Origin of the sequence: Streptomyces sp. NPDC002088 (assembly GCF_040296605.1) — a bacterium.
Taxonomy (GTDB): domain Bacteria; phylum Actinomycetota; class Actinomycetes; order Streptomycetales; family Streptomycetaceae; genus Streptomyces.
On record NZ_JBEOXO010000005.1, the window covers coordinates 17,795 to 32,351 of the forward strand.

Genomic DNA, 14,557 nt, shown 5'->3' on the forward strand with positions numbered 1-14,557 from the left:
GAGTATGCGCTTGTCGGCTCCGGGTGCCCGGCGCACATGACCGCTACGGAAAAGCGGGGCCCCGGCGGCACCTGACCCGCCCTGTGCCGCCTCGAAAGTTTTCGTCCATCGAGGTCCCTGGGCCCTGTGGGGCGAGGTGAAATAGGGTCCTGCGCCATGACCGCCCGCCTGCTCGTGTACACCCGCACCACCGCCTACCGCCACGACTCCATCCCCGACGCCGTCGCCGCCGTACGCACCCTCGGCGGATTCGAGGTCGACCACACCGAGGACCCCACCGCCCTCGAACGGCCCCTGGACGCGTACGCGGCCGTCGTCTTCCTCTCCACCAGCGGCGAGGTGCTGACCCCGGCCGGCCGGGAACGGCTCGCCGGGTACGTCGAGTCGGGCGGTGCCTTCGTGGGCGTACACGCGGCGGCCTGCACCGAGTACGACTGGCCCTACTACGGCGAACTGCTCGGCGCGCGCTTCGCCCGGCACCCCGAGTACCAGCCAGGCAAGGCCGTCGTCGAGGACCGCGGCCATCCCGCCACCCGGCAACTGCCCGCCGTCTGGGAGTTCACCGACGAGTGGTACGACTTCCACACCAACCCGCGCGGCGCGGTGCGCGTCCTGGCCCGCGCCGACGAGTCGTCGTACTCCGGCGGCGGCATGGGCGACGACCATCCGCTGGTCTGGTGCCGGGAGCAGGGCGCCGGCCGGGTCTTCTACACGGCCCTCGGCCATGCCTCCGCCGCCTACGTGGACCCGGACTTCCGCGCCCACCTGCGCGGCGGAATCGACTGGGCGGGCCGGCTGGCGGACGAGTGACGTTTCTCCGGTGAACCGCTTGCACCATTGGAGTGAGCAAAGCCCGTCCAAGGGAAGAGTTCTGACTCGCCATAGAGATCCTCTTGTCTTGGCAAAGGGCCGTCATGTCGCGACGGCCACACGGTGCAGCGTGTTCAATCCCATTGGAGGAGCCGGACCTTGACTTACGGAAAGAAGCTGCGGGAGCAGATCGCCGGGCCGGGGACCACTCCGCTGATCGGCGTGTACGACATGTACTCGGCGTCGATCGCGGCCGACCACTACGACGGGATGTTCGTCTCCGGCTTCGGCTTCGCGGCCTCGCACTACGGGCTGCCGGACATCGGTTTCATCGCCTGGCCGGACATGATGGCGTTCGTCCAGCGGCTGCGGGGCGCGTTCCCGCAGCACCACCTGCTGGTGGACATCGACGACGGGTACGTCGATCCCGAGGTCGCCTGCCATGTGGTGGAGGGCCTGGAGCGGATCGGGGCCTCCGGGGTGATCCTGGAGGACCAGAAGCGGCCGCGCCGGTGCGGGCACGCCGACGGCAAGCAGGTGCTGCCGCTGCACGAGTACCTCGCCAAGCTGGAGATGGTGCTGGCGACCCGCCGTGACCTGGTCGTGGTGGCCCGCACGGACGCCACCGACGAGGACGACATCCTGCACCGGGCCAAGACGCTGGCCGCGACGGACGCGGACGTGGTCCTCGTGGACGGGGTCCGCAGCGTGGAGTGGATCCGCCGGATCCGTGACGTGGTGGGGGACAAGCCGCTGCTGTTCAACCAGATCGCCGGCGGCAAGTCCCCCAGAATCTCGCTGACCGAGCTCGACGAACTCGGCGTCGACGTGGCGATCTACAGCACGCCGTGCCTGTTCGCGGCCCACGAGGCGATGCACTCCGCCCTCGCCGGTCTCAAGGAGGCGGACGGCCGGCTGCCCGAGGTGGACACCACGAGCGGCATCGGCGTCAAGGCCGCTACTCGCCTGCTGGAGCGCAACATCGCCCGCCTGCGGTCCGAAGCCCAGCGGGTGAGCGCGTGAGCCAGGCCGGACCCCGGCGACTGCGCAGGGCGGCGGTTCTGGCGGCGGCCCTCCTGGGTGCCGCGGCGCCCCCCGCGGCCGCCGGCGGCGGTTTCATCACAGTGATCGACAACTCCCAGGCCGACTCGATCCTCGAGGTCGACCGCGCCGCCAACGTCCAGCAGGGCAGCAGCGGCACCGCGGGCAGCGACCACGACGGGAGCGCCGTCGACATGATGGAGGCCCTCGTCGGGGCGAAGCAGCACGAGGGCGACGGCGACTGACGAACGGTCCGCCGCAGTACGACGGCCGGGCACCGCACTCAGCGGCGCCCGGCCGTCACATTTCCACCACCGGCCGCAGCATCATGTGTGCACGGCATCTCGCTTCGTCGGCCAATCAGCCGAGTACGGCCCAGTACGAGGGACGGCTGGCCGGGCGTCGCGAGCGTCAAAGGTCTTCGACCTGTGATCATGGAGCGTTCATTGAAAGTGATCGACGAGGAGCTCCAGGTCGCGGGGGCCGATACGCCGCCGCCGTGTGGCGCTCGCGGGAACGCGCTGTAGGTGATGTGGTGAACTGGTTGACCTCGCTGCCGGCGCCGGCGCTGGTGGTGGGCGGGCTCTTACTCGCCTTACTGGTCGCGGCCGTGGCGCGGGTCGGCGTCCGGGCGCTCGTACCGGTCGGGGAACAGGACCGGGTGCCGCAGATCGCCACGCCCTTGATGCCGACACTCGGCGCTGCCTTCGCGATCTTTGCGGCACTCTCACTGGCCAGCGAGGCCGGCTACCTGCGCGCAGCAGAGGGACTGGTGAGCGACGAGGCGGCCGCGGCCTCCCGCCTGGCATGGGCGGCGACAAGTCCGCGAGTCCAGTCGGAGCCGATCCATGCGGCACTGCTGGACTACTTGCAGACCACGCGTGCCAGGGAATGGGAGGGTACAGCAGCGGCGTCCGGTGACGACCCGGCCACCGCTCACGCGATCGCACGGCTGGAGCGGAGCGTGCGCGCCGAGGCGGCCCGGCCCGAGGTGGGAACCCCGACAGGCACGGAGGTGTTGGCTTCCCTGGACGGTGTCACCAGTAGTCGTCGCGCCCGCGTCGCGTCCGCCGCGCGCGACGTTCCCTCGCTCTACGTCGTCACGCTTGTGGTCAGCGGGCTGGCCTTGATCGTGAACTCCGGTGCACTGGTCTTCCGCAGCAGCCTGCGAACGTCACTGCTCGTCGTGGGTGTTGCGAGTGTGGTCGGGCTGAGCCTGGCGTTGCTCTTCGCACTCAGCGCGCCCTGGAGTGGACCGTTCATCGTCAGTGGGCATCCACTCGACGCCATCGTCGGGGACCTGAAGTCCGGCTTCTTCGGCAGTAGGCATGTTGGGTAGGTGGGAACCAACCAGCGCCACTTCGGAGGTCGCTACCCAGCAGCCACAACTTGGCCGGCCGTGACCTGAGGAGGGTTGGGGAGCAGCGACGCGAGGTTGTCCCGTACGAAGTCCGCCGCCCTCTTGATCGACTCTTCGGCTCCGGCTTGGTCTTCGAAGACGCTGGTAGAGACCATCACTCCATGCCCGGCGTCAACCCAGTAGTAGGCCACGAATCCGGGTACTTGGCGGAGGAGAGGCACGAATCCCTCGTCCACTCGGCGTCCCGCCTCGGCAGGATCCGTCACCCCGTCGTACCGCCGAACTACTGCGTACATAGCTGATCTCCTCACGGATCCCAAGGTCAACTCACCCGAAACGACCTACCACCCACCCGCGTCTCTCGCTCGCGGGATGTCCGAAAGGCACTCGGACAGGCGCATGGGTGATCCGAACCGGGCATCTGCTGTGGCCAGGGCTGCGGAACGGGGGCTTTACGGAACTCTGGCCAGAGCCATTGGCCCGAGGTCGTCGCCCACCTCAGCCCCCCGGCGGAGCCGTGCTCGCGCGTTCCACCAGGCGCGTCGACAGTTCCGTGCGGGTTCCCTCCGGGCGGTGGCCGTCCATCATCCGTACCAGCAGGCGCAGTGCCGTCGCGGCCATCTCCGCCAGTGGCTGGCGGACGGTGGTCAGGGGCGGGGTGGCCCAGCGGGCCTCGGGGAGGTCGTCGAAGCCGACCACGCTGATGTCGTACGGGACCTTCAGTCCCCGCTCGGCCAGCGCCTCGTACGCCCCGAGCGCCATGCTGTCCGAGCAGACGAAGACGGCCGTGGGTGGTTCGGGCAGGTCGAGCAGTTCCCGCATGCGGAGGAGGCCGGTGGCCTCGTCGAAGTCGGCGTAGCGCAGGTATTCGGGCCGTTGGCGCAGTCCGGCCGACGCCAATGCCGAGCGGTAGCCGGCGACCCGGGCGCTGCTGCACAGTTTGTGGCGCGGGCCGGCGATCACGGCGATCCGCTCGTGGCCGAGCGACAGCAGGTGCTCGGTCGCCGTGACCCCGCCCTGCCAGTTCGCCGCGCCCACCGACACGACGCCCGGCGGCGGTTCGAGGACCGGGTCGATCATCACGTACGGGATGCGGTGCTGGTCGAGCCAGGCGTACTGGGACTCCGTCAGCTCGGCGAGGTTGAACAGCACTCCGGCCGAGCCGCGCGCGGAGAGCTTGTCCAGCCAGCCGCGCTGCGGGTGGCCGCTCCGGGTCCGGGAGGGGCCGGCAGCCGAGACGATCACGTCCAGGCCCGCGTCGTGGGCCGCCTCCTCCACCCCGTGCAGCACCGCACCCGACCACGAGCTGTCCAGCGAGTGCACGACGAGGTCGACCAGCCGGGGCGTTCTGACCGTGTCGAACCTCGGTCTGCGGACGTAACCGAGCCGGTCCAGTGCCTCCGTGACCCGGCGGCGCGTCTCGGGCGCCACGTCCTCCCGGCCGTTGACCACCTTGGAGGCGGTCGGCACCGACACCCCCGCCTCGCGGGCCACGACCGCCAGTGTCGGTCCGGCCGTCACGCTCGCACTCCCCGTACGGACCATCGGGAACCACCTCTCCGGACACCAGCGCGCAGAAAGCGCTTGCTATCCTAGGTGTGTCTCCACGCGACGTGAAGAGACCGGGAATCACCGGATCTTGCGCCTCGGGACTTTCGGAACGGCCTTACGCGGGCGTGCACGTCAGCCGGAAGTCGCGGAAGTCGGCCTGAAGGACGCGTCGACCAGATCCCGGGCGTGGATCCCGGCCATCGCGCCGGTGAAACGCAGCCGCGAGCCGTGGTCGTCGGACAGGCGGCTGAAGTCCAGCGGCGGGCCGACCGGGATCGTCGGGAACCACTCGAAGGAACTGATCGCCACGTAGTACCAGTCGCCCGCCCGGACCAGCGACGGGTCCGGAGCGAAGCCGCGGATCACCGGGTTGCGCAGTACGGTCGCCGAGGCCGCCTGCTGCACGGTCACTTGAGGGCTCCCAGCGTGACCCCGGTACGCCAGTAGCGGCGCATCGCGACCATCATGATCGCCATCGGCACGATGGAGAGCAGCGCGCCCGTCAGGACCAGGCTGGTCAGGTCGACGCCCGACTCCAGGCGTCTGCCGGACCAGTTGTACAGGCCCAGGTTGAGCGTCCAGTTCTCCTCGCCACGCAGCACCGTGAGCGGGAGGAAGAAGGCGTTCCAGGTGTTGACGAAGGCCAGCAGGAACACCGTGGCGCCGCCCGTCGTCATCATCCGCAGCACGATGCTGAAGAAGATGCGGAGTTCGCCGGCGCCGTCCAGGCGGGCCGCCTCCAGGAGTTCGAAGGGGACCGTGGCCTCGGTGTAGACCTTGGCGAGGTAGACGCTGAACGGGTTGATCAGGCAGGGGATCAGCATCGCCCAGGGGGTGTCGACCAGGCCGATCGCGGAGAACAGCAGGTACAGCGGGAGGGTGAGCAGGGCGATCGGGATCAGGAACGAGCCCACCACGCACGCGAACACCGCGCTGCGGCCCGGGAAGTCGAAGCGGGCCAGGCCGTAGCCCGTGGCGAGGGCGATGAGCGTGCCGCCGAGAGAGCCGACACCCGCGTACAGCAGCGAGTTGGCGGTCCAGCGCAGGAAGATGCCGTCCTCGTAGGTGAACAGCTGGTGCAGGTTGTCCCACAGGTGCATGCCGGAGAACCACAGGCCGTTGCTCTGGTACAGCCCCGTACGGTCCTTCGTCGCGGCGACGATCAGCCACCACACCGGGAACAGGCTGTAGGCGCCGGCCAGGACCAGGCCGACGAGGACGAAGCGCTGGCCGCCCCGGCCGCGGGCCGCCGGGTCCGGGCGGGTGAGCCGGCGCACGGCCGGTGTGGGGGGCTGCTTGGCGCGGTTTTCGGTGAGCACCATCAGTCGGTCTCCCTCGAAGTCAGCCGGTAGAAGAGGAAGGAGGCGATGCCGAGGATGAGGGCGAGCAGCACCGACAGGGCAGCGGCGTAGTGGTAGTTGCCGGCGTTGAACGCCTGGTTGTAGATGATCATGATCGGGGTGAAGCTGTCGTCCACTGTCTGCGGGGTGACGTTCCGGAACAGTGCGGGCTCGTTGAAGATCTGCAGCATCTGGATGATGGAGAGCAGACCCGTCAGGACGAGCGCCCCGCGCACGTACGGGACCTTGATGCTGCGCGCGATCCGGATCTCGGAGGCGCCGTCCAGACGCGCGGCCTCGAACAGTTCGCGCGGCACGGCCTGGAGCGCGGCGTAGATGATCACCATGTTGTAGCCGATGCCGTGCCAGGTCAGCAGGTTGCCGATGGACGGCCAGACCATGGACGGCGCGAAGAAGTTCCAGGAGGAGCCGAACAGCTTGCCCAGCGAGGTGAGCGGGCCGACCGAGGGGCTGTAGAGGTTGATCCACACGATCGCCGCGACCACCCCGGGGATCATGTACGGCACCAGCAGCAGGATCCGGAACCTGCTCGCCACCCTGGACGTGAGCGCGTCCAGGAACAGCGCCAGCACCAGGCTGACGAACAGCATCACCGGGATCTGGACACAGGCGAACAGCACCACGCGCAGGATGGAACTCAGGAACGCCGGGTCGGTCAGGCCCTGTCGGTAGTTGGCCAGGCCCGAGAACTTCTCCGTCGCCCCGCCGAGACCGAGTCCGGACTGCTGCTCGCGGAAGAGGGACTGGTGGACGGCGTAGCCGATGGGGACCAGGTAGAGGAAGACGAAGCCGAGCTGGAAGGGCACCGTGAAGGCGGCGCCCTTCCAGCGCTGGGAGCGGATCATCGCTGCTTCCTCAGCCCTTGACGCTGATGCCGCGGGACTTCAGGTCGTCGACCGTCCACTGCTGCATGTGCGCCAGCAGGTCGGTGACCTTCTGCTGCTTGTTGACGACCTTGGCCCAGCCGGCCTGCATCTCCGTGAACATCGCGGTCCAGTCGGGGCCGAAGGTCCAGTCGGTGGTGACCGTGCTCAGGCTGTCGGTCACGACTTTCTTGGCCGGCTCGTAGTTCGTGCCGAGGAGCTTGGCGGAGATCGCGTCGTCGACGTAGGCGCTGCTGTCGGCCAGCGCCGGCATCACACCGTTGCCGGTTTCCGGGCTCGCCATCGTCTTCACCGCGCCGGCGTTCGTGGACATCCACAGGGCGGCCTCGGCGGCCTGCTGCTGGTGGTCGCACTGCTTGGTGACCAGGGTCAGGCTGCCCGTGAGGTTGGTGCCGGCCGGGGTCTTGGCCGCCTCACCGCTGAACGTCGGCCATGGCGAAAGGGCCCACTTGCCGTCGGACTTGGTGAAGTTCTGCACCATGCCCGCCATCTGCCAGGTGGAGATCTGCCGGGTCGCTGTGCCGCCGTCGTCGTAGTTGCGCTGCACGGCCGCGTAGTCGGCGAAGGACAGCTTGGAGTTGAGGTCGTTGTCGATGATCTCCTGGATCACCTGCGCCGCCCTGAGAGTGCCCTCGTCCTGGAAGTCCACCTTCCAGGAGTTGCCGTCGATCGCGTACCAGTGCGCCCCGGCCTGCATGGCGAGCACCTCCAGGGTGCTCGGATCCTCACCGGCGAAGTTGGTGATCTTGACGCCGTGCTTCTTCAGCTCCTTGCCCGCGGCGATGAAGTCGTCCCAGGTGGCAGGGGCCTTCAGGCCGTACTTCCGGAAGATGTCGGTGCGGTAGATGGTGAAGTTGGGCGCGGAGCTGGTGGGGACGCCGTAGAGCTTGCCCTGTACCTGCGCGGCGGCCCAGGAGCCGGAGTTGAACTTGTCCTTGTCGGCCTCGACGTACTTGGTGATGTCGGCGAGTGCGCCCTGCGAGACCCAACTGGTCACGTACTCGGCGGTGTTCTGCACCAGGCAGGGCGCGTTCTTCGCCTTCACCGCGTTGGTCAGCTGCTTCTGCATGGTCAACTGGTCGGTGACCTTGGTGTACTTGAGCTTGACGTCCTTGTGAGCGGCGTTGAACGCCTTGACGACGGCCTCCTGGCCGTTGGCCCAGCCCCAGAAGGGGAGGGTGACCGGGCCGGACGCCCCGGAGGACGAGTCGTCCCCGGAGCCGGACCCGCCGCAAGCGGCGAGCAGACCTGTCAGCGCGAGACCCGCTACGGCGGCGCGGGCGAACCTTCTCCGGGGGCTGATGGAGTTCATCTGACCGTGATCCTTCGGAAAGTAGGCGTCTTTGAACGAGAGGACGGCGGCTCGGTACTGGCCAGGGACGGCGGCCGGAAGACGTCGACGGGGACGTCGGCTCGCGGTTGCGGGGGTCGGCCAAGCGGAAGCTGTAGAAACCGATTGCTGGGACGGTAGGCCGAGAAGCCCAGCCGTATCAAGGGGTGTGCCGGAATTTGGTCGAGTCGGCCTTGAAATGGAGCGGAAACCGTTTACGAAACTGGATCAGAAGGCTGTGGCGAAACCAGATCGACGCCTGTCAGCTGCTGTGCCGCTTCGGCGGTGCGACCGAGTGACGTACGACGACATGGGTGCCCAGCACCAGATGCTCACCGTCGCCGCCCTTGCGGCGGCCCGCCCCGGAGCCCTCGCGCCGGTCGGCCACCGCGCGCAGCGCGACGCGGCCCATCTCCTCGTACGGCACGTGCACGGTGGTCAGTTGGGGGGTGAGCTGGGAGGCCAGCGGGATGTCGTCGTAGCCGACGATCGACACGTCCTCCGGCACCCGCAGGCCCGACGTGCGCAGCGCCTGCATCGCGCCCGCGGCGACGACGTCGGTCCCGGCGAGTACGGCCGTGAAGGCCACGCCCTCGCGCAGCGCCGTCTCGACGGCCCGGTGGCCGTGCTCGTCGTCGTACGGCCCGTGCCGCACCAGGCCCGGGTCGAACGGCACCCCGTACGCCTCGAAGGCCCGCCGCGCCCCGCGCAACCGTCCCTGGGCGGTGGTGAGTTCGGCCGGGCCCGGCAGCACCAGGATCTCGCGGTGGCCGGCCGACAGCAGGTGGCTGGCCATCGCGTAGGCGCCGGACTCGTTGTCGTAGTCGACCGTCGTGGCCGGTACGTCGCCCTCCAGCGGAGGCCTGCCGACCAGGACGAGGTGGGATCCGGCCGCGTCGAGGGAGCGGGCGAAGCGGGCCATGCGCAGCTGGTACTCGTCGTAGTCGTAGGCACCGCCGAGCAGCACCACCGCGGCGACGCCCTGCTGGCGCATGAGGTTGACCAGGGCGAGTTCACGCTCGGGGTCGTCGCCGGTGGTGCCGACCAGCGACAGCCAGCCGCGCAGGGTGGCCGCGCCCTCGACCCCCTTGGCCACGTGGGCGAAGGCGGCGCCGGTGATGTTGTTGATGAGGATCGCCACGGTCGGGGTGCCGCCGCCGGCCAGGGAGCGGGCGTGGGCGTTGGTGACGTAGTCCAGGTCGCGGACGACCTTCATCACCCGGCGGCGCAGCTCCTCGGAGACCGGGTAGTTCCCTGAGAGCACGCGCGACACGCTCGCCACGGAGACGCCCGCGCGTTCCGCCACGTCCCGGATGGTCGCCCGGCCCGCGGCGTCACCGGTCGCCCTGCGCTGACTCACCCTCGGGGCTCCTTCACCGTCATGACCCGATCACCGCGGCGGCCATGCGCCGCGCCGTCGGTGGTGCGGAAACCGTATCCCATCGTCCCTTCCGGCATCACGGCCTGTGGACGGCCGGGTCGGACGGCTGGGCGCCGTGGGGCGGACGGGGCTTCGGCGGCGGGCATCAGGCGACCCTGGTCAGGTCCGCGTGCCGTACCTCGTGGGCCAGGGGCAGGCCCGTGGCCAGGCGTTCCAGTTCCTCGACGACGATGCGGCCGAGCCGCTCCAGCTCGTTGCCGAGGGAGCCCGCGATGTGCGGGGTGAGGAAGACGTTGGGGAGCCGGTAGAGGGGGGACGTGGCGGGCAGGGGTTCGGGTTCGGTGACGTCGAGGACCGCGTGCAGCCGGCCCGAGACCAGTTCGTCGGTGAGGGCGTCGGGGTCGACCAGCGCGCCCCGGGACGTGTTGATCAGTACGCCGCCGCTCCGGATCAGGGCGAGCCGGTCGCGGTCGAGCATGCGGTGGGTCTCGGGGATGTCGGGGGCGTGCAGGCTGACGATGTCGCTGCGGCGCAGCAGGTCCTCCAGCGTCAGGAGTTCGGCGCCGAGCGCGCGGGCTTCGGCGGTGTCGACGTAAGGGTCGTAGAGGAGGACCTCGAAGTCGAACGGCCGCAGCAGTTCGAGCAGTCGGCGGCCGACGCGGGAGGCGCCGATGACGCCGATCCGGCGGCCGAGGTTGCCGGTGGCCGCGGTCTCGGCGCGGGAGGGCTGGGCGTGGGTGGCGCGGAAGCGCTCGCGGTGGGTGAACGCGTCCTTCCCGGTGAGCAGGATCATCGCGAGCGTGTATTCGGCGACCGGCAGCGCGTTGCCGGTGACCGCGCTGGAGACCGCGACCCCGTGCGTCCACAGGGCGTCGCCGACCAGCGAACGCACGGAGCCGGCGGCGTGCAGCACCGTGCGCAGCCGGGGTGCCGCGGCCAGCGTGTCCGTGTCGAGGCGGGGGCAACCCCAGCCGGTGATCAGTACCTCGGCGCGGGCCAGCGCCGGTGCGGTGGCGGGGTCGGCGAAGTCCCGTACGACGAGGGCGGGGTCGATCTCTGCCGTCTGCCGGAGCCGGGCCTGGAGGGGCGCCGGGAAGAGCAGGGGGAGGTGCACCGGATCCATGGCGAACACGGCCCTGGGCAGCTGGGCGCTGGGCATGACTCTCCTGAGATGCGTGCGGAGGAAACGTTTTCTGAAAGCGTGTTCTACCGTAGGTCTGGGTGGGGGCGGGGTCAATCGGTGGGATGGAGCTGGGCGGGGGCTGGTCACCACCAGTTGTCGTGCGCTGGGAACGGGGCCCGTCAGTCGCCCCGGTGCGGCGTGTCCGTGTGCGGGGCGTCGCCGCCGCCGGTGGGCGCTGCGGTCCGGCCGGGAAGAATCACCAGTTCAGTGCCCGTGTCGCTACGGCTCGCGCGGTGACGGGTGAGCCGGCTCGCGTGTGTCGTCGCTGTCGTGCGGGGTTTTCGAAAATTCGCGCAGCCCCTTGACGAGTCCGCTCGGGCGGTTGAAGCTCTGCCCCACTCGGCTGAAGCAAACGGTTGCTACCTGTTACCGCGCCAGCCCGGTTCGCCGCTGTTCTTCTCTGTCCTCCGGCCTGTCCCCGATGCGGAAGGTGAGGCGTCCATGCGCTCGCATGCCGGTACTCCCCCCAGTCGTCGCCGTTTCCTCGCCCTGTCGGCCGGCGGTGCCGTGGCCGGTGCGGCGGCGCTCAACGGCTGTGCCCTGCAGGTGTCCAGCTCGGTGAGCGGCTCCGGCGAGACCGTCACGCTGATGGTCAAGCCCGACGACCTCTCTCCGGAACTGGTCAAGCAGGCCCAGAAGGACATCGGCGTCAAGATCGTCACGGTGCGGTACGACCTCACCAAGCTGATCGGGATGATGACCAACGGCAACCCGCCCGACTTGGTGCGCGGTGTCGGTGCCGTGGACGCGCCGTACTTCGCGGCGCGGGACGTGATGGAGGAACTGGACCCGTACTTCGCCCGGAGCGGCGTCCTCGCGCTCGACGACCTGGACCCGGTGAACGACCTGTGGCGGTACGACGGCCGGACCCAGGGCAAGGGCCCGCGCTACGGCATGGCCAAGGACTTCTCCCAGGACTCCATGTACTGGTACAACACCGCGCTCTTCGACCAGGCGGGCGTCGACCACCCGCCCGAGACCGAGCCGGTCACGTACGAGGAATGGCTGGACACCGCCAAGCGGCTCACGCGGCGCAAGAACGGTCAGACGACAGTGTTCGGCGGCAGTTACAACGGGTGCTCACCCCCAATCTCCTGACGAGTCTGACGGTGGCCGCCGGAGGCAGCCTCTTCAGCGACGACTTCTCCCGGATCGACTTCACCACTCCCGAGGCCCGCAAGGCGCTGGGCTGGTACATCGACTACTGCCGGGCCAAGGTCGGACCGAGCCTCATCCAGCCGGACCCCAACGCCTGGGACGGGCCCACCTACCAGGCCGGCCGGATGGCCATGACGAACTCCGGCTACTGGCTCGGCGGCCTGATCAACGCCGACAAGAAGCTGGCGCCGGTGTCCCGCCTGGCCCCCGCCCCGGTCTTCCAGGGCGGCAAACGGGTCAGCCCGTGCCAGGCCGGCACCGGCCTGTGGATGCCGAGGAAGGCACGGAACAAGGACGCGGCATGGCGGGTCTTCGAGTGGTTCTTCGGCGAGGCACCGGCCAAGGCGCGTGCCTCCAGCGGCTGGGGCATTCCCACCCTGAAGTCCCTGCGCACGCTGATGCCGGCCCAGGAGGACTACCAGAAGCGGGTGCTGGAGGTGCAGAACGCCGAGCTGAAGCACTTCTCGGTGATCGCTTTCACGCCCTACGCCACGGCGGACTCGCTCTACGCCCTCTTCAACCAGACCGCCCCGGCCGCGATGCGGGGAGACATGTCCGTCGACACCCTCGCGGGCCGCCTGAACTCGGTCATGAACGAGCAGCTGAAGCGCGGTAAGGAGCAGGTGGGATGACCGTCGAACAGATCCCCTCGGTCGCGGGCCGGTCCGGCCCGGCCGCGAGCGCCGGCCGGGCGCGGGCGGCCGGGCGTCCCCGGAACTCGATGACCGCGCGCAGGCACCGGGCGTTCTACCTGTTCACCTCACCCTGGATCACCGGGTTCCTGCTGCTGACCGTTGTTCCCATGGCGTACGCGCTGTGGCTGAGCTTCACCACGTTCGACGGTATCTCGCCCCACTGGCGGTACGTCGGGCTCGGCAACTACCGGGAGCTGTTCTCCGACGCGCAGACCTGGCACGCCCTGGGCCGCACCGGCCTGTTCGCGGTGACCTCGGTGCCGTTGTCGATCATCGCCGGGCTCGGGCTCGCCGTCCTGGTCAACCGGCCGCTCAAGGCGCGTGGCCTGTTCCGCACCCTGCTCTATCTGCCGGCCGTGGTGCCCCCGGTCGGCGCGGGCCTCGCCTTCAAGGCGCTCTTCGACCAGAACTCCGGTGCCGCCAACGGTGTCCTGACCCTCTTCGGTATCGACGCCGTCGGCTGGCTCGCCGACCCCTACGCCCGCTATGTGCTGCTGATGACGGTGCTCTGGGGCGCCGGAAACATCATGATCATCTCGCTGGCCGGACTCCAGGACGTGCCCCGGGAACTCCACGAGGCGGCCCGCATCGACGGAGCGAGCGCCTGGCGGACCTTCCGCAGCATCACCGTGCCGCTGCTGTCGCCCGTGCTGCTGTTCCAGACGGTGACCGGCGTGATCGCCTCGGTGCAGACCATCATGCCGCTGCTGCTGTCCGCGGACGGCACCACGGCGGGCGTCACCGCGCTGCCGCAGTCCAACTACCTCTACATGATGCACGTGTTCGGGCAGTACTTCGCGCTCGGCCGCTACGGCTACGCCTCCGCGCTGCTGTGGGTGCTCTTCGTCCTGATTCTCGCCGTGACCGGGCTCATCTTCAGGCTCACGTCCGGTGCGGTGTTCTACAACGTCGACCCGGAGGCGAAGAAGTGACCGCCACCAGCCTGCCCACGAAGACCACGGGGTCCGCCCCACGGGTACGGATACGCGTCAACCGCCTCGTCCTCTACACGGTCCTCGTCGCGCTCACCGGCCTGTTCCTCGGCCCCTTCGGTTGGCTCATCCTCACCGGTCTCAAGACCCCCGCCGAACTGGCCGCCTCTCCCGTGCACTGGCTGCCCGACCACGTCCAGTGGCACAACTTCACCGACGCGTTCAACCTCATCGACTTCCTCGGCTACGCCCGCAACTCCCTCGTCATCGCCCTCATCTACGCCACCCTCGTCACCCTCAGCTCGGCCTGGGTCGGCTTCGGTTTCGCCCGCCTGTCCGCGCCCGGCAAGAAGACCCTGTTCGGCATCCTGCTCGGCTCGATGATGCTGCCCCAGCTCATCACCCTCCTGCCGACCTACCTGATCTTCGCGAAACTCGGCATGGTCGACACGTACTGGCCGTGGGTGCTGTGGGGCCTGTCCGCCGCCCCGTATCTCGTGTTCCTCTTCCGGCAGTTCTTCGCCGGTCTGCCCCGCGAGCTGGAGGAGGCCGCGATCGTCGACGGCTGCGGCTACGCCACGATCTTCTGGCGGATCTTCCTGCCGCAGTCCTGGCCGGTCCTGTCCGCGAGCTTCGTGATCGCCTTCACCTGGACCTGGGGCGACTACATCGCCCCGCAACTGCTGCTGTCCACCGACCGCTCCACACTCGCCGTCGCCGTCATGTCCACCTACGTCACCTCGGCCGGCACACCAGTCGCCAACCTCCAGGCCGCGGCGTCCGTGATGTACGTCGTGCCCATCCTGCTGATCTTCCTCGTCGCCCAGCGCGGCTTCGTCGCCGGGATGTCGACCCCCGGCCTCAAGTAGCC

At 69.3% G+C, this 14,557-nt stretch carries 13 protein-coding genes and 2 pseudogenes; 7 read left to right on the forward strand and 8 right to left on the reverse strand.

Annotation, left to right across the window (positions count from 1 at the left end; translation table 11 throughout):
* Positions 1-156 precede the first annotated feature (156 nt).
* The 4 genes from ABT114_RS12195 (at position 157) to ABT114_RS12210 (ending at position 3,190) form a co-directional block, all read left to right on the forward strand.
* Positions 157-810 carry a ThuA domain-containing protein gene (locus ABT114_RS12195; protein WP_351141426.1) on the forward strand — a complete coding sequence of 218 codons (654 nt, stop codon included), beginning with the start codon at positions 157-159 and terminating at the stop codon, positions 808-810.
* A gap of 159 nt (positions 811-969) precedes the next feature.
* On the forward strand, positions 970-1,833 hold the full coding sequence (locus tag ABT114_RS12200; protein WP_351141428.1) for an isocitrate lyase/PEP mutase family protein: 864 nt from the start codon (positions 970-972) through the stop codon (positions 1,831-1,833).
* On the forward strand, positions 1,830-2,096 hold the full coding sequence (locus ABT114_RS12205; protein WP_351141430.1) for a hypothetical protein: 267 nt from the start codon (positions 1,830-1,832) through the stop codon (positions 2,094-2,096). The genes ABT114_RS12200 and ABT114_RS12205 overlap by 4 nt, the downstream gene beginning before the upstream one ends.
* A 290-nt stretch (positions 2,097-2,386) precedes the next feature.
* Complete coding sequence (locus tag ABT114_RS12210) at positions 2,387-3,190, forward strand: bestrophin-like domain (protein ID WP_351141432.1); 804 nt, start codon at positions 2,387-2,389, stop codon at positions 3,188-3,190.
* Between the two features lie 32 nt (positions 3,191-3,222).
* Here ABT114_RS12210 and ABT114_RS12215 read toward each other — a convergent pair whose 3' ends face one another.
* The 8 genes and pseudogenes from ABT114_RS12215 to ABT114_RS12250 all read right to left on the reverse strand — a co-directional run bounded on the left by ABT114_RS12215 (position 3,223) and on the right by ABT114_RS12250 (position 10,877).
* Positions 3,223-3,507 carry a hypothetical protein gene (locus tag ABT114_RS12215; RefSeq protein ID WP_351141434.1) on the reverse strand — a complete coding sequence of 95 codons (285 nt, stop codon included), beginning with the start codon at positions 3,505-3,507 and terminating at the stop codon, positions 3,223-3,225.
* 202 nt (positions 3,508-3,709) lie between these two features.
* A complete protein-coding gene (locus ABT114_RS12220) occupies positions 3,710-4,756 on the reverse strand; it encodes a LacI family DNA-binding transcriptional regulator (protein WP_351141436.1) in 1,047 nt (348 codons plus the stop codon).
* A gap of 121 nt (positions 4,757-4,877) precedes the next feature.
* Positions 4,878-5,167: pseudogene (locus tag ABT114_RS12225) on the reverse strand (family 43 glycosylhydrolase).
* A gap of 2 nt (positions 5,168-5,169) precedes the next feature.
* Complete coding sequence (locus tag ABT114_RS12230) at positions 5,170-6,084, reverse strand: carbohydrate ABC transporter permease (RefSeq protein ID WP_351141438.1); 915 nt, start codon at positions 6,082-6,084, stop codon at positions 5,170-5,172.
* On the reverse strand, positions 6,084-6,968 hold the full coding sequence (locus tag ABT114_RS12235; RefSeq protein ID WP_351141440.1) for a carbohydrate ABC transporter permease: 885 nt from the start codon (positions 6,966-6,968) through the stop codon (positions 6,084-6,086). Before ABT114_RS12235 ends, ABT114_RS12230 begins: the two co-directional genes overlap by 1 nt.
* Before the next feature lie 10 nt (positions 6,969-6,978).
* Positions 6,979-8,319 (reverse strand): ABC transporter substrate-binding protein, encoded by a 1,341-nt coding sequence (locus ABT114_RS12240; RefSeq protein WP_351141442.1) that lies wholly within the window; start codon positions 8,317-8,319, stop codon positions 6,979-6,981.
* A gap of 280 nt (positions 8,320-8,599) precedes the next feature.
* Positions 8,600-9,697 carry a LacI family DNA-binding transcriptional regulator gene (locus tag ABT114_RS12245; protein ID WP_351141444.1) on the reverse strand — a complete coding sequence of 366 codons (1,098 nt, stop codon included), beginning with the start codon at positions 9,695-9,697 and terminating at the stop codon, positions 8,600-8,602.
* Between the two features lie 166 nt (positions 9,698-9,863).
* Positions 9,864-10,877 (reverse strand): hydroxyacid dehydrogenase, encoded by a 1,014-nt coding sequence (locus ABT114_RS12250; protein WP_351141446.1) that lies wholly within the window; start codon positions 10,875-10,877, stop codon positions 9,864-9,866.
* Between the two features lie 465 nt (positions 10,878-11,342).
* On the opposite strand from ABT114_RS12250, the pseudogene ABT114_RS12255 reads away from it, so the two are divergent.
* From ABT114_RS12255 to ABT114_RS12265, 3 genes and pseudogenes are all read left to right on the forward strand, one after another.
* A pseudogene (locus ABT114_RS12255) lies at positions 11,343-12,691 on the forward strand (extracellular solute-binding protein).
* Complete coding sequence (locus tag ABT114_RS12260; RefSeq protein ID WP_351141448.1) at positions 12,688-13,686, forward strand: carbohydrate ABC transporter permease; 999 nt, start codon at positions 12,688-12,690, stop codon at positions 13,684-13,686. The pseudogene ABT114_RS12255 and the gene ABT114_RS12260 overlap by 4 nt, the downstream one beginning before the upstream one ends.
* Entirely contained in the window at positions 13,683-14,555 is an 873-nt protein-coding gene (locus ABT114_RS12265) for a carbohydrate ABC transporter permease (RefSeq protein WP_351141450.1), read from the forward strand. Before ABT114_RS12260 ends, ABT114_RS12265 begins: the two co-directional genes overlap by 4 nt.
* Positions 14,556-14,557: the final 2 nt, after the last annotated feature.

What these genes read in the sequence shown, in the direction of transcription:
- ABT114_RS12195 (WP_351141426.1), top strand. Translation starts at nt 157, where the DNA reads ATGACCGCCCGCCTGCTCGTGTACACCCGCACCACCGCCTACCGCCAC.
- ABT114_RS12215 (WP_351141434.1), bottom strand. Translation starts at nt 3,507, where the DNA reads ATGTACGCAGTAGTTCGGCGGTACGACGGGGTGACGGATCCTGCCGAG.
- ABT114_RS12220 (WP_351141436.1), bottom strand. Translation starts at nt 4,756, where the DNA reads ATGGTCCGTACGGGGAGTGCGAGCGTGACGGCCGGACCGACACTGGCG.
- ABT114_RS12230 (WP_351141438.1), bottom strand. Translation starts at nt 6,084, where the DNA reads ATGGTGCTCACCGAAAACCGCGCCAAGCAGCCCCCCACACCGGCCGTG.
- ABT114_RS12235 (WP_351141440.1), bottom strand. Translation starts at nt 6,968, where the DNA reads ATGATCCGCTCCCAGCGCTGGAAGGGCGCCGCCTTCACGGTGCCCTTC.
- ABT114_RS12240 (WP_351141442.1), bottom strand. Translation starts at nt 8,319, where the DNA reads ATGAACTCCATCAGCCCCCGGAGAAGGTTCGCCCGCGCCGCCGTAGCG.
- ABT114_RS12250 (WP_351141446.1), bottom strand. Translation starts at nt 10,877, where the DNA reads ATGCCCAGCGCCCAGCTGCCCAGGGCCGTGTTCGCCATGGATCCGGTG.
- ABT114_RS12260 (WP_351141448.1), top strand. Translation starts at nt 12,688, where the DNA reads ATGACCGTCGAACAGATCCCCTCGGTCGCGGGCCGGTCCGGCCCGGCC.